A 14,915-nucleotide genomic window follows, 5' to 3' on the forward strand; every position below is an offset into this window, starting at 1 on the left:
GAGCCCATTAAAATTGGACTCCCTTTTTGTTTAGTTGGAAAGCAAAGTCTTGCCCCATTCTACCAGGCTATTTTTATTTTCTTGAAGGGGCGGATTGGGTTGGGACAGGTAAACGCTGTCTTTCTTCCAGTATGCCGCAGTGCCTACGTTCACCCAGCCATGGACGGTATCGTCTTTAGGAGCAATATCAATAAAGGTGATGGAAGCAGGTACTTTGGTTAAAGGAGGGAGAGCGCAGGTCTTACATCTGGAGGTGGTAAGCAGCTCATACCGCGCCTGCATCTGTGCGTGATAACCAGCAGCTTTACCGGTAACTATATCTGAGAAGGCCGTGGTGAAAGGGTTTTGCTGGGTAAGTAAGGTACCTGCAAAAAGCAAAAGCACTAGGGCCGGGACCAGCCTAGGGAAAGCCAACGGTAAGGCGCTAGTACTTGCCTGATATCGTACCAACAGCAAATGCAACAAGTAGAACCAACCTAAGAACAGGTAAAAGTATATCACGTTCTCCAGCCGGGGCGTGGGACGCTCACCCGTGGACCAGACAAAGAGGAAATGCATGGCAAACAGCGTGGCAACATACACTAGCACAATCCACCGGGTGTCTACTGCAAAAAGTTTGGAGGTAGGGCCGGCAGACTTCTTAGGGAAGATATATAGTATGTAAACCAGTGAGCCCACTATCAAGGGAATGGCCCATTTGACGAAGGCAATGACCGTCAGCCCGGTACTGTACAGAACCGACCAAAGCAAGTTCTGAGCCTTGGCCTCTTCCCCCATCCTTTGATAATTGCCGGGCGCTAATACCATCACAAGGGCTGCAAAAAGACAGATCAAGAAAACGAGCATTAGGTGAAACCTGGAGGGTGTTTTCTGCTGCCAGTGATACGCTAGAATGACCAGGAGCGTGCTCATGAGCATAATCAAGGAAATTTCATTGGAGCCGATGATCATAACGCCCAACGCACTTGCCACCACCCAATAGCCCGTTTTTATACCAGTGATATCAGAAAGGATAAGTTGCCTTAGCAAGACCAATACTAACAGAAACAGGACACAAGAAACCGTGTAGGTCAGAAAGCCCGTGAGCCAGAAAAACGCTTCGGGCAGGCTGGGGCATTGCACCAGATACAACAGGAATAACAAAGCCGCCAAGGCGCGTCTATTGCTGGCAGGCCAGGTAGTTTTGAACAGGTGTTCTACCAATAGATACAACCCCGCCGCAAACCCAAGAATCATGCAAAAAGAAACGATCCTGTAACCCGTGAAAGAGCCATACTGCAACGGATTCAACTGAAGAATAGCCGTCCCGAAATAGCGTCCCGACCAATGCAGATACGTTTCTTTCTGGATGGCCCAGAAACTTTGCTGGCTGTCACGTAAAGCATAGCCATAGTCATCGGCGGCGGGATGGATGAATTGCGTAAGACACAGCAAGGCCGCCAACGCCAGAAACGCTAGTAGCAGGATGGTGCGGTGAGCCCATTTTTCTTTGAAGAAAGCAGAAATCCTCATGCTAGGTTTTGCGGATTACCAGGCTGTTTCTAGTCTTCCGGAAGCGTCAAATATAGCCTTTCCTGTTTTAAACCGAGTAGCCTTTTGGCCGTTCCGCGTAGATAAAGCAAATTACAACTTCAACTGACTTTACGCTTATGGCTTATACTCCCTCGCCGGCGCGCTACAGCGCCATGGAATACCGCCGCTGCGGTACCAGCGGATTAAAATTACCGGCTCTTTCTCTGGGGCTGTGGCACAACTTCGGGCATGTGGACGTGCTGGAGAATTCCCGCCAGATTCTGCATGATGCCTTTGATGCCGGTGTCACCCACTTTGATTTGGCTAACAACTATGGTCCGCCGCCCGGCTCTGCCGAGGAGAACTTCGGGAAGATTCTGCACGAGGATTTCAGGAATCACCGCGATGAGCTCATCATCTCCACCAAGGCCGGCTACCGCATGTGGGAGGGACCCTATGGCGAATGGGGTTCTAGAAAATACCTTATCTCCAGCCTGGACCAAAGCCTGAAGCGCATGAACCTGGACTACGTGGATATTTTTTACAGCCACCGCCCAGACCCAGACACGCCCTTGGAGGAAACCATGGGCGCCCTGGATTCCATTGTGCGCCAGGGCAAAGCTTTATACGTGGGCATTTCTAATTATGAAACTGCAGAGGCTAAGCGCGCCATTGAAATTTTAAAGGAACTGGGTACGCCCTGTCTCATCCATCAGCCCAAGTATTCCATGTTCGTGCGCTGGGTAGAAGAGAGCCTTCTGGATTTATTAGAGGACAAAGGAGTGGGTTGCATTCCGTTCTCACCGCTGGCGCAGGGCCTGCTCACCAACAAATACTTGAAAGGCATTCCGGTGAACTCACGCGCCGCCAAGCCTCATGGTTTCTTGCAGGAAGAAGACATCACCGAGCAACGAATCCAGCAGATTCAGAAACTGAATAATCTGGCCCAAGAGCGCGGTCAATCTCTGGCGCAGATGGCCTTGGCCTGGCTTTTGAAGGACCCGCGCGTGACGTCTGTCTTGATTGGGGCCAGCACACCGGCTCAACTGGCAGACTCTCTCAAGTGTATGCAAAACACCCAATTCAGCACAGACGAATTGGCGCAGATAGAAACCATTCTACAGACCAAATAGGCGGTCAAAAGCCGTTTTTGGCCTCTTTTCCAGGAAATACCCCAAAAGCGAAGAGCTCCGCTGTTACAGCGGAGCTCTTCGCTTTATTGAGTCAAAAGTTAAATAGCCGGATTGGCTTTGTATGCCTCCCAGAGCTCATCAACGGTTTTTCCAGTCAAGGCTTTCCAGAGGACTGGGGTGTAGGTCTGGTTGCGCATGTGAACATCTAGTTTGTCTACCAGCTTCTTATTGAAATTCTTTTCAACCCAGAGTAGAAAGCGGGCTGTGATGCGGTAGCTGTTGGTGTAATGGTGTTTGTCGGTGAGATCTGGTAAGGACCAGTTGGCACCCGCGTTGTCTACTCCGTACACGTGGCGCACATAGTCGGCAATGCCTTCGGTAAGCCAGCCAGGACCGCTGTCCGGCGGATACGCTTGCACCAGGTGCATGGCCTCATGGGTAATCACGTCAATGTCATTGGGGCGTTTATGCAACCACTGGGAGGCAATAGTGATTTTGCCGTCATGCGCGTATGCCACTCCGGTGTAGGCAGTGTCAATGGTGACCGTCACGTTTTTAACGGTGTTCTTGTTAAAGCGCTTCGCCTCTTTGGGATAGACCTTGAAAAAGGCATTCACCAACTTGTCTTGGATGGCCGGATCCAACTTCGGGTCTTGGTTGATGAAGGTGAGCGTGTATTTTCCTTTCTTGATAGTAGTAGTTTGGGCGTTTGCCTTCACAGAAAATAAACAGCTGAAGGCCAGCAATAGGGTAATGGTAAGTTTCATGGTTTAGTTATACAAAAACTGGCTGTACTTTAATTACTTATGTCATCCTGAAAGGACCTTGTGAGCGAGTTAGAAAGCAGAGGTTAAATATCTTACCCGTTTTTGGTCCATTTCCTGGGAATGAGGTCAAAAACGGATTTTTACATTTAGCAGTCGTCTTTCTAGTTCGCTCACAAGGTCCTTTCAGGATGACAAAAGAGTGATGGTCGTTAATGAGAAATGGGTTGTTCTGTCAATTATTGCTTAGATGAAAACGAAAAAGGGAAGGCGCTTTCCTGGGTGCCTCGTTTGGTGTTGGGCTGGTTGGTCATGTCAAACTTAAGAGAGCCTCCTTTCATCAGGTCAAAGTGGTCCACCCAGTTCTTGTCATAGCTTTTGCCATTCACCTTTAGCTCCTGTACATAGCGGTTTTCATCACTGTTTTTTGGGGCTTCAATCTCTACCTTCTTGCCATTCTCCAGTGTTAAGGTCATCTTCTGGAAGAGCGGCGCACCTAGCACGTATTGAGTGGTGCCGGGGCAGACGGGATAGAAACCCATAGCGCTGAAAACGTACCATGCGCTGGTCTGGCCGTTGTCCTCATCGCCGCAGTAACCGTCTGGCGTGGGTTTGTACATGCGGTTCATGGTTTCGCGGGCCCAGTACTGGGTTTTCCAGGGCGCTCCCCCAAAGTTGTACAGGTAAATCATGTGCTGAATGGGCTGGTTGCCGTGCGCGTACTGGCCCATGTTGGCAATCTGCATCTCCTTAATTTCATGAATCACACTTCCGTAATAGGTATCATCAAACACTGGAGGCAAAGTGAAAACGGAGTCCAGCTTCTTTACGAAGTTCTCTTTTCCGCCCATCAGGTTCACCAGACCCTGCACGTCATGAAACACGCTCCAGCTGTAGTGCCAGCTGTTACCCTCTGTGAACGCGTCTCCCCATTTAAAGGGGTTAAACGGCGACTGGAACGTGCCGTCCTGGTTTTTACCACGCATCAAACCGGTGCTCGGGTCAAACAGGTTTCTATAGTTCTGGCTACGCTTGGCGTACAAGTCAATCTCGGCCTGTGGTTTCTTCAAGGCTTTGGCCAGTTGGTAAATGGCGAAGTCGTCATAGGCATACTCCAGCGTACGGGCGGCATTCTCATTGATTTTGACGTCATACGGCACGTAGCCCAGCTTTTTGTAATACTCGACGCCCTTCCGGCCGATGGCGGAGATAGGACCTTCATTGTTGGCGCCGTGAATGAGCGCCTCGTACAGTTTTTCAATGTCATAGCCGCGCAGGCCTTTCATGTAAGCGTCTGCCACCACTGAGGCCGAGTTGTTGCCCACCATAATATCGGCGTAGCCGGGGCTGGACCATTCCGGCAACCAACCACCTTCCAGGAAATCATTCACCAGACCGGCTTGCATTTCCTGGTTAATACTGGGGTACATGAGGTTTAGGAAAGGGTAGAGCGCCCTAAACGTGTCCCAGAAACCAGTGCCGGCAAAACGGTAACCGTCGTGCACTTGGCCGGTGTAGGGGCTGTAGTGCATGGTTTTACCGGCGGCATTCACCTCATACATCTTGTGCGGGAAGAACAGCGTGCGGTACAGGCAGGAATAGAAGGTGCGTAGTTGTTCCTCAGAACCGCCTTCCACCTCAATACGGCTTAAGGTTTTGTTCCAGATGTTGCGGGCCTTCTCTTTGGTCTGGTCAAAGTTGTCCTGGGCTAATTCGCGTTGTAGGTTGAGCTCTGCCTGCTCAAAACTGATGAACGACGAAGCCACTTTCAGATTCACTTTCTCGCCTTTGGTAGTTCTGAACCCAATGACTGCACCCGAGTGATTTGAAGTCATTTCCAGGGAGTCTTTTACCAACGTGTTACCTCTGAAGGTGCGGGAGAAAGTGAAGGCCTTGTCCAGGTAGATTACGAAGTAGTTCCGGAAGTTCTTCGGGTTGCTACGGGCGGCGCGGGTGGTGTACCCAATAATTTTCTTCTGCGCCGGCAGCACTTTAATGTAAGAGCCTTTGTCTAGAGCGTCAATCACCAAAAAGGAACTATCAGCTTTGGGATATGTGAACCGGAATTGGGCGGCGCGCTCTGTGGGCGTAATCTCCGTGGTCACGTCATGATCCGCCAAGTAGACGCTGTAGTAGTAGGGTTTGGCGACTTCGGCCTTGTGCGAGAACCAGCTGGCACGGCCGTCCTGGTCAAACTTCATTTTGCCAGTCACGGGCATAATCACAAACTGGCCGTAGTCATTCATCCAGGGGCTAGGTTGGTGCGTCTGCTTGAACCCTCTGATTTTGTCGGCGGCGTAGGTGTAGGCCCAGCCGTTGCCCGTGGTGCCGGTCTGCGGCGTCCAGAAGTTCATGCCCCACGGCACGGCAATAGCCGGGTAGGTGTTGCCGTTGGAGAGGCTGGGTTTGGAGTCGGTGCCCATGAGCGGGTTGACGAGCTCGGCGGGTTCAAATGGCGTTTTTTTCTTCTGGCTGAAGGAAGAAGAAATGGTGCAGGACAGCGCCAGAAGGAGCAGGGGGAATCTAAGGAGACGGTTCATGCGTTTTTGGGCAGTTTTCGGAAAAATAAGCGGAAAACGGGAGAATACCATGTTTTGATTTTAGGCAGGTTTCAAGCTGGTTAAAATGTAGTGACCTTCTAATCTCCACATCTCCTTCCTTCGCTGTTGTTGGCGTTATCACCCACAACTTGAATTACTCTTCAAGCTCTTTTGCCAATTGTAATACATTGTGCGCTTCCGTTGGCTATTCTTGAGCAATGCTGCTTCACCCGGTGCCCTTGTGCTGCCTTGTTTCATTGTGTCTGCTAAGCGCTCACGGCCGCGAGGCCCCGTCTTCCCGCCTCGCGCTGTACCAGCTTGCCTCTTTTGCATGGTTCCTTCCTTATTGTAAACACCTACCACACTTCGTTTCAATTGCAGACCTATCAGAGGTGGCAACCTGCTTAGGCGACTCGTCAGAAAGACTGGATTAGGTGCATGTAGCCTAGGTCTTTACCAAACACTTATTCCCCCTTTGAGGGGGGCGAAGGGGGGTGTTTACACTTGAAGATTAAACAATAAACAAATAACCTGAGCTTTAACCCCCATATCCTAACTCCACCAAGTAGAAAAGACTGCTCGTTTTTGGCTTATTTTCCTGAAAACAGCCCAAAAACGGAGCCAAAGAAAAAGGCAGGAGAAGCTCCTGCCTTATGTGGGAATATGAATGTGCTGGTTTGGCTTATTTCTTAGTAGTTTCCAGGAATTGGATGAAATCCCCAACGGTTTGCAGGGGAACATTGTCCGGAATCTCTACCCGAAACCGTTTTTCCAGGTCCCAGATAATCTCTACCACTTGCAGCGTGTCCAGGCCCAGGTCCTGGTACAGGTGCGCGGCGGGCTTCAATTTAGAGAGAGGAAGCCGGGTGCGTTGTTGGATGTGGTAGACTACCTGCTCTTGCAGAGAAGGCGCTAGTAAGATACTCATAACAGAAACAGAGTTTTTTAAAGGATTGAGTTTGAAAGAGAAGAGAGAAAAGCGGGCGCAAGGTGCGCCCGTCTTTCATGTATCATTCATTCAGGTAGTATAGGCTTAGGCAATGGCCGGGTGTCCGGCGTGTTGTTCTTTCTTGGCTTCCAGCTCAGCGGTTTCACGCTCCAGCTCTTCGGCGGTCTTGTCAATCAAAACAATCTCGGTGGTCTTGTCCCAGCCAAACTTGGCCAGAATGCGGTCAAAACCATAATAGATGATGGGTACCACAATCAGGGTCAGGAACATGGAAGAACTCAGACCGCCAATCAGGGCCCAGGCCAGACCGTTCTTGGTTGCGGCTACGGAGCCACCGGCTAAGGCAATCGGTAGCATACCAATCACCATGGCCAGGGTGGTCATCAGGATCGGGCGGAAACGGATGCGCACGGCCTCCAACAAAGCGTCTTTCACGTGGTGTCCTTCCTTCTTCATCTGGTTGGTAAAGTCTACCACCATAATGGCGTTCTTGGCTACCAGACCAATCATCATGATAATTCCCAGGATGGAGAAAATACTCAATGACTGCGCGGCCAAAGCCAGGGCCAGCAAGGCCCCAATAATGGCCAGCGGAATAGAGAACAATACCACCAATGGGTACACATAGGAGTCATACAAGGCCACCATGATCAGGTACACGAAAATGATAGACGCCAGCAAGGCAATTCCCAGCGTACCAAAGCCTTCGCTCTGGTTCTTTAAGTCACCGGCGTAGTCAATGGTCACCCCGTTGGGTACTTTCACCTCGGCCATCTTGGCTTGAATGTCAGCACCTACAGAACCAGACGGACGCCCGATTACTTGCGAGTTCACGTTCAAAGACGTTACGCGGTTAGTACGCTCCAACTGAGAAGGACCGGTAGACTGCTTAATCTCCGCGAACTGACCCAAGCGCACCAATTTGCCTTGGTTGTTCACAAAAGACAGGTTGGCGATGTCGGTTACGTTGCGGCGGTCAAACTCATCCAGACGAATGTTAATGTCATAGTCCTCGGTACCGGAGCGGAAGGTAGCGTCTGTGTTTCCAGAGAAGGCCATCTGCATACCGGCACCCACGCTTTCCAGAGACATGCCTACGCTGGCCATCTTGTCGCGGTCTACAATCACTTCAATCTCAGGGTTACCGCCTTCTACAGAGACTTCCACGTCCACAGTTCCCGGCACGCTTTCCACTACCTGGGTCACGCGCTTGGAGAAGGCAATGAGGGTGTCAATGTTGGACCCAGACAATACTACCTGAATAGGTGCCTGCGCGTTTCCTACCAGACCTACCGGCACCGGAGAAACTTCTACGTTGGGTAGTTTGCTTTCAATGTCTGCCTTGGCTTGACGGCTGAACTGCTGCGTACTGAAGGTGCGCTCTTTCACGTCTACCAGGGCCACAGAAAGCTCAGACTGGTACGCCGAGGTTTGACCCTGCTGCGAAGAAGCCGTTGTACCCACCGTGGTGAACACCCGCTTCACTTCTGGGATGGTGCGTAGGTATTCTTCTACCTGTTTGGTGGCAAAGTTGGTTTGTTCTACGGTAGAGTTCTTGGGTAACTCCAGCTGCAAGCTCACCTCACCACGGTCACCCGCCGGAATAAACTCAGACCCTATAAAGCCAAACGGCACCAGCATAAACGAACCGATCAGGAGCAAGAAGGTCACGCCCAGCGTAATGAACTTGTGGTTGAACGCCCACTTCAAAGTAGAGGTGAAGCCTTCAATGATTCTATCCAGTAAACGCTCAAACGCCAAGATAAAGCGCCCAAAGATGTTCTTGTCAGACACGTGCTCTAGTTTAGAGAAGCGGCTGGCCAGCAACGGAATGAGGGTAAACGCTACGAAGAGCGAGATCATGGTGGCAATGGCCACTACCACGGCAAACTGGCGCAAAATGTCAGATACCAGACCAGTAGACAAGGCAATCGGTACGAACACTACCACAATTACCAGGGTAATGGAAGTAACGGTGGCCATGATTTCCTTGATACCATCATACGCCGCCTGAGCCGGGTTCTTGCCCATCTCCATGTGCCGGTAAATGTTCTCAATTACCACAATGGCATCATCTACCAGAATACCCACCACCAGCGAGAGAGCCAGCAAGGACATCAGGTTCAAAGAGTAGCCCAACAGGTACATGGCAATGAACGTGGCTACCAAAGAGGCCGGGATGGAAATCATTACAATCACTGCGTTGCGCAGGGAGTGCAGGAACAAGAGCATTACCACGGCCACCAAAATAACGGCAATGATCAAGTCATGGATCACAGAGTCAGCGGCTTCCAGGGTAAAGTCAGAGCTGTCTGAGGCAATGTTGAATTTAAGACCTTGGTTGGCATAGATCTTTTCCAGGTTGGCCAAAGCGGCCTTGGTCTGAGCACTCACCTCTACGGCGTTGGCATCTGACTGCTTCTGGATGGTAATACCCACGGACGGCTTAGAGTTGATACGGCTCAACACATCAGTGTCTTTCTGGGTATCCTGCACCTCAGCTAGATCAGACAAACGCACCACGCCATTTTGATCATCTTTGATGACCAGGTTGCGCAGTTGGTCCAGGTTCTGGTATTTACCGGCCAAACGCAGCTGGGTCTGACCGTTCTCGTTCTTAATTCTACCAGTAGGGAAGTCCAGGTTAGAGTTTTTGATCTTCTGCTGTACCTGCAGGATGGAAATGCCATAGGCTTCCAGTTTATCTGCTTGTATGTTCACCTTGATCTCACGCTCAGAACCACCCAGGATCTTAATCTGGGCCATGCCGGGCACGCGGGAAAGCTCTGGCTTAATCTTGTTCTCAATCAGGTCAAAGAATTGGGTGGCGGGCATGTTAGCCGTGGCTCCCATTTTGATGATAGGCAAGTCGTCAAAGTCAAACTTGTTCAGCGTGGGCGGATCTGCGTCTTCGGGCAAACGGGCCAGAATGGCGTTGATCTTGCGCTGGGCGTCCTGCAAGCTCAAGTCTACGTTGGTGCCTTGGTTCAGCTGAATGGTGATGATGGAGAAACTCTCCAGAGAGGTGCCTTTCATCTCCTTCACGTTCTCCAGGGCAGAAAGCGCGTCTTCAATCTCTTTGGTCACTGAGTTCTCCACCTCGTTCGGCGAAGCCCCGGGGTACAGGGTGGTAATGGTCAACACGGGCGGGCTGAACTTGGGCAGCAACTCGTAGTTGAGGGAATTGTAGGAGACAACGCCTAGCAGGGTAAGGACCGTAAAGACCACCACTACCAGGGTTGACCGCTGAATGGATAATTTGGTTATGTTCATTTTCTAAACGTCTACTGTAATTAGAAAAGCTAAGCAATTACTTAAGGGTGGTCACCTGAATGCCTTCGCGCAGGTTGATCTGTCCTGTCCGGACAATGTTCTCGCCGGGCTGTACGCCGTCCAGAATCTCTACCTGGTCCTGGGTCACAATCCCCACTTTCACTTTGCGCAGGCTGGCTTTGTCATTGCTCACCACCCAAACGCTAGGATCCTGGATGCTCCCTACAATGGCCTCACGCGGCAACAAAAGCGCATCACGCTGGGCGTTTACCGGGAAGAAGGCCGTGCCGTACATACCGGCGCGCAGGTTGTTGTTAGCGGTGTTCTTTACTTCAATCTCCACGTCATACTTGAGGCTGGCGTCTGCGGCGGCGCCAATGGCGGTGACCGTGCCTTCGTACTCCTGAGCACCACCGGCATTAGCGGTCACTTTCACCTTCTGGCCACGGTTGATGAGCAGTACCTCAGACTCAGATACCTTCACGTTCAGCTTCAGGCGGTCTACGTTCACAATGTCATACAGCCTGGTGCCAGCGTTGGCGTTCAGGTAAGAACCTACTTCAATGTACATGGCGTTGATCTGGCCGTTGATGGGAGCCGTCACGCGGGTGTTGGCCTGGTTCTGACGGGCGGCTACCAACTGAGCGCGGGTGGCATTCACGTTGATTTGGGCCTCTTCTAATTGGCGTTTGGTCACGGCATCGCCGGCAATCAGGTTTTTCATGCGCTCCAGGTCTTTCAAGGCTTTCTGGTAGTTGGCGTTGGCGGTGGCCAGGTTGGCAGCAGACGTATTGTCTTCTACCTGCAACAGCAGCTCACCGGCACGTACCTTGTCGCCTTTGCGCTTGTATACCTTCTGGATCTGGCCAGAAATCTCAGAAACTAAGGTAAGGCTCTGGATGGGCTCAAAATTTCCCTGCGCCGTGAACGACTTGTCCAGCTTGGCATTCTCCACCTGGGTTAGGGTAACCGGAATGGCTTCACTCTTGATCTCAGCAACGGCGGCTTTGGCCGTCATTTCCTTTTTGTTCTTGTTCAAGGTATAGGCTACTGCGCCTATCAATACAACAGCAACCAGGATATAGAGTAGTTTTTTCATTGTATGTGGGTGTTCCCGAAAAGTGTTATTGGATGAGATTGTTTAATTCGCCGCGCGCCTTGATGTAGTTGAGCTGCGCGATTTTGTGTTTCAAGCGTTCATTGTTCAGGTTGGTCTGTGCCTCGCGCAGGGACACCTCAGACTCCAGCAAATCTGTCAAAGGAGAAAGTCCTTCTTTGTAGAGGCGGTTGGTGGTGTCATACACTTCCTGTGCCAGGCGTACGTTCCGCTCCTGGTTCTCCAAGGCCAGCTCACTGGTACTAATCTGCTTCAAGGCGTTGTCTAAGCCCATCTGGGTGCTCAGGGCCAGGTTCTGCATGGTCAGGTCCGTTTTCTTTACCTCCAGTTCTGCCTGTCTGGTTTGGTATTTGCGCTGGAAACCGTCAAAAATGGGCACGTTCAATTTCACGCCCAGTACAAAGGTCTTAAACCAAGGCTTGCTGGTATCAAAGAAGTTGAATTCCTGGCGCTGGGCATTGTAAGTGTATTGACCAAAACCAGCCAAGCTTGGATAAGACCTGCCTTTGATGTTTTCCACGTTCAAGCCATACAGTTTCTTCTGCGTTTGCAAAGCCTGGTAATCTGTGCGCTGCGCGATGATCTCCTGGGCATTGACGGTAAGCGGCAGAGCGGTGTTGGTTAAAGACTCTGTGTCTGACAGCTCAAACTGTTGGTCCATGGGCATGCCCATGAAGAACTTGAGCGCGTTTTTCTGCTGCTCATAGGCAGAGGCCAAAGCCTGGCGCTGATTCTCCAGGTTGGTTTTGTTCACCGTAATGCGGTTCACGTCTACCTTCTTGGCAAAGTCATTCTTGTACTGCAGCGTCAGGATTTTCTCTAGTTGCACCAGACGGTTGTAGTTGGCCTCAATGGTGTTGAACTGCTCCTTGGTTTGCAGCGCCTGCAGGTAGGCAGAACTCACGTTGTAGATCACGTCCTCTTTGCTCATCTGCGTGCGCAGACGATAAAGATCACGCGTGGTGGCGGCAGCCTCCAGGCCCACGAAATAAGACTTGCTGAAAATCAACTGAGACAGCTCCAACCCGCCTGAGGCATTGTACTTCTGCCCAAACTTTACTGGCACGTAGGTGCCAGGCTGACCAATGATCTCACCGGGCAACAGCTGGGTGGGAATGGAAGGCGTCACGGTCAATTGGCCGGTGCCATTGATCTGCGGAAAGCCAGAACCTTTGGTTTCTTTGATGCGGTATTCGGCGCCCTCCTCATCCAGTTGCGCCTGTTGAATGGCAATGTTGTTGTTGGTAGCAAAACTCAGGGCCTCTTTCAGAGAGATGACCCTTTCCTGGGCCTGGTTTTGCGCATAACCAAATCCAGTTGCCAAAGAAAGGCACAGACTCAGGGCTAATTGCTTTTTATTCACGGTTTATTCAGGTAATTGGTTTGTATATATGTAGTTAGTTCAGTTTAACGAGAACCAAATCGTCAAAAAAATTACTTTTTCCTCTGCTGCAGCCAGTTCTCCATTAGTTTAGGAACCTGCTGCGAAAGGTATTCCATAAAGTCCACGCGCTCTTCCATGAGTTTATTCATGCTTGGGTTGGCGTTGCCTCTGAGCTCATTGGCCTGCCTTACCAGCTTACTGAAAGACAAAACCTGCTCCATTTTGTTTACCACTTCCTGGTGCCAGTTTTCTAGCAGGGCCCCAAAGTACCGTTTGCGGTCGCCGGGGTAGGTAGTATATTCAATGAGGTGCATTTGCAGGAGCATGTTCAATGAATTGCTGGTGGCACTCTTGCTGATGTTGAGCGTGTCAATGATTTCTTCAAAGGATAGATGCGACCTGTCTGTCACGTACAGCAAGCCCATGATGCGCCCGGTAGCCGGCGGAAAGCCCTGCTGCTCGTGGAATACCCCTATTTTCTCTATCAGCTGTTTTTGTTCTGTTGTTAGTTGTGGCACGGTATTTTTCTTTCTTTAGAGGAAGAACGCTGCAAAGGTAGAGATTGGTTTCTTTAGTTCATAATTTTGAGAACTAAAATTTCGTATATTTTTTACCCGGCTGTTCTTTAGGCTGAACTTGGCCTTTGCTGGGAAGAAGGGCCATTTTTTTTGTGCTTTCCTAGTACAAAATGGAGAGGAGAGGAGCCTGCAGGTAGATGCCGTTTTTGGCGTGTTTCTTAGAAAAAGGGCCAAAAACGGCTGCGTGGTAAATGTGGGTTACTTATGACTTGTATCTGGTAGCGGGCATGCAGAGTTGGAGCGTTCGCGCAGGGTGGAATATGCCTTGAAAGGGGGAAGAGCTATTCTTCCTGTTTTTGAATTACCCATTTACTAGTTGCACTTACTCTATACGCGTAGTACCCAGCAGGCATATCCGCCAACTCAAGTATAGACTTATCCATTTGTATGATTTCGCCTAGCCCAACTACCTTGGCTACACTTTCAAAATCTTCAAACTCATCATCGCTGAAAAACTGCCAAGCCCCGTCATCTACATCATGCGTAATGTACGTGATGGGTTTATTTTCTTCCATTACAAATTTGGTGGTAAACACTGCTGTGGTTAAAGGCTCTTTAAATTTTTTTACTGACTGGGCCTTCGTGTTCCCGAATCCAAAAAGTGCCATAGCAAGGGTAAAGAAAATTATTTTCATTGATTTTAAAGATTCCGCAACGGCCTTATGCACTTTGTTGTGCTGCGTTTATTTTTTCTGCTTTTTCACTTTATAGCCAAGGCCAGTGCCTATACCCAAACTTATCTCATGGAACGAGTTTAGTTTATAAAAATTCAGAAAACAAAGAAACCGCTTATACCCACCCTGAACAGATGCTTGATATTCAATTTTGTCTCTGTACAAAGAAACCTTAGCAATTGCAGTCGGATGTAAAGGGAGATTAAAGTAGGAGCCAAATCCGAGTAGTACACCAGATGACCTATCCCAATCCACTGCCTTGTTAAAGTTCAGATGAGTATAACCTGCAATTAACTTAATGTCTCCAATGTTCACGTCTGTCTCGAATGAGTTGGCTTTGGAATTTAGTCTGTCTATGAGAGTAACTTGCCGATGGCTCCACCTGAAGTCAATGTCAAAGTCACAATTGGAAATGTAATGTGCCAGCTCAACTTGGGCGTTCTGAAATACATTTCCACCTGCATTTGTTTGGTAGCTGTAGGCACCCTTGATCACGCCACCTAAGAACCATGGCGATGCGATGCCAATTTTTCCACCTATAGGGGTGTTTATAAATCCGCTACTTGCATAAATATCTATCTGTTGGGAATCAAAGAAGTCCTTTTTGCAGTCCCACTTTGTTTCGACCAGTATTTGGCGCTGTCCATTCAGTGTTACTTCTTTCGTCCTCATTCCAATGAACGAGAAAACTAATGTGGAATTGGGATCACTAACTTCTATAGAAAACGTCCCGTCCATTTTTGTTGATGTTCCGTTCTCACTTCTCTTTTCTATGATAGCGACTCCTGGTAGAGGCGACTTGTCGTCTTTTGATATAACTGTACCTGTAATAATAACTTGGCTCCAACTTGTAGTTGCAGAAGCTATTATTATAATTATTATGGTTAGTCTTTTTACCAAGCTAAAATCATCATTCTTTAAAAGCACCTCAACTACCAGATAAACGCTAACATACGCTTACCTGCGCTAAAAGCGAAGTTCCCGGCATGAT

Annotated in this window: 11 protein-coding genes; 1 reads left to right on the plus strand and 10 read right to left on the minus strand. The window is 49.8% G+C overall.

The annotated features are described in order from the left end of the window. Positions 1 to 30: 30 nt before the first annotated feature. The gene (locus GU926_RS18225; protein WP_160694452.1) at positions 31 to 1,512 is read right to left on the minus strand and encodes a DUF6056 family protein; all 1,482 of its coding nucleotides are present in this window, start codon (positions 1,510 to 1,512) and stop codon (positions 31 to 33) included. Positions 1,513 to 1,649: 137 nt separating this feature from the next. On the opposite strand from GU926_RS18225, the gene mgrA reads away from it, so the two are divergent. Next, a complete protein-coding gene (mgrA, locus tag GU926_RS18230; RefSeq protein WP_160694454.1) occupies positions 1,650 to 2,645 on the plus strand; it encodes an L-glyceraldehyde 3-phosphate reductase in 996 nt (331 codons plus the stop codon). A 98-nt stretch (positions 2,646 to 2,743) separates the two neighbouring features. Here mgrA and GU926_RS18235 read toward each other — a convergent pair whose 3' ends face one another. The 9 genes from GU926_RS18235 to GU926_RS18275 form a co-directional block, all read right to left on the minus strand. Continuing rightward, positions 2,744 to 3,412, minus strand: coding sequence for a basic secretory protein-like protein (locus GU926_RS18235; RefSeq protein ID WP_160694456.1), 669 nt, complete (start codon positions 3,410 to 3,412; stop codon positions 2,744 to 2,746). A 236-nt stretch (positions 3,413 to 3,648) separates the two neighbouring features. Further along, positions 3,649 to 5,949 (minus strand): GH92 family glycosyl hydrolase, encoded by a 2,301-nt coding sequence (locus tag GU926_RS18240; RefSeq protein ID WP_160694458.1) that lies wholly within the window; start codon positions 5,947 to 5,949, stop codon positions 3,649 to 3,651. Positions 5,950 to 6,631: 682 nt separating this feature from the next. After that, entirely contained in the window at positions 6,632 to 6,877 is a 246-nt protein-coding gene (locus GU926_RS18245; protein WP_160694460.1) for an acyl carrier protein, read from the minus strand. Between the two features lie 105 nt (positions 6,878 to 6,982). Beyond that, complete coding sequence (locus GU926_RS18250) at positions 6,983 to 10,171, minus strand: efflux RND transporter permease subunit (RefSeq protein ID WP_160694462.1); 3,189 nt, start codon at positions 10,169 to 10,171, stop codon at positions 6,983 to 6,985. 37 nt (positions 10,172 to 10,208) lie between these two features. Next, positions 10,209 to 11,270 (minus strand): efflux RND transporter periplasmic adaptor subunit, encoded by a 1,062-nt coding sequence (locus GU926_RS18255; RefSeq protein ID WP_160694463.1) that lies wholly within the window; start codon positions 11,268 to 11,270, stop codon positions 10,209 to 10,211. Positions 11,271 to 11,295: 25 nt separating this feature from the next. Next, positions 11,296 to 12,651, minus strand: coding sequence for a TolC family protein (locus GU926_RS18260; protein ID WP_232058382.1), 1,356 nt, complete (start codon positions 12,649 to 12,651; stop codon positions 11,296 to 11,298). A gap of 71 nt (positions 12,652 to 12,722) precedes the next feature. Beyond that, on the minus strand, positions 12,723 to 13,190 hold the full coding sequence (locus GU926_RS18265) for a GbsR/MarR family transcriptional regulator (protein WP_160694465.1): 468 nt from the start codon (positions 13,188 to 13,190) through the stop codon (positions 12,723 to 12,725). A 341-nt stretch (positions 13,191 to 13,531) separates the two neighbouring features. Further along, positions 13,532 to 13,885: an immunity protein Imm33 domain-containing protein gene (locus GU926_RS18270; protein ID WP_160694467.1), complete on the minus strand. Its 354-nt coding sequence runs from the start codon at positions 13,883 to 13,885 to the stop codon at positions 13,532 to 13,534. 48 nt (positions 13,886 to 13,933) lie between these two features. Continuing rightward, positions 13,934 to 14,824: a carboxypeptidase-like regulatory domain-containing protein gene (locus GU926_RS18275; protein ID WP_160694469.1), complete on the minus strand. Its 891-nt coding sequence runs from the start codon at positions 14,822 to 14,824 to the stop codon at positions 13,934 to 13,936. Positions 14,825 to 14,915: the final 91 nt, after the last annotated feature.

It is taken from the genome of Nibribacter ruber (assembly GCF_009913235.1).
In the GTDB taxonomy this organism is placed as follows: Bacteria; Bacteroidota; Bacteroidia; order Cytophagales; family Hymenobacteraceae; genus Nibribacter; species Nibribacter ruber.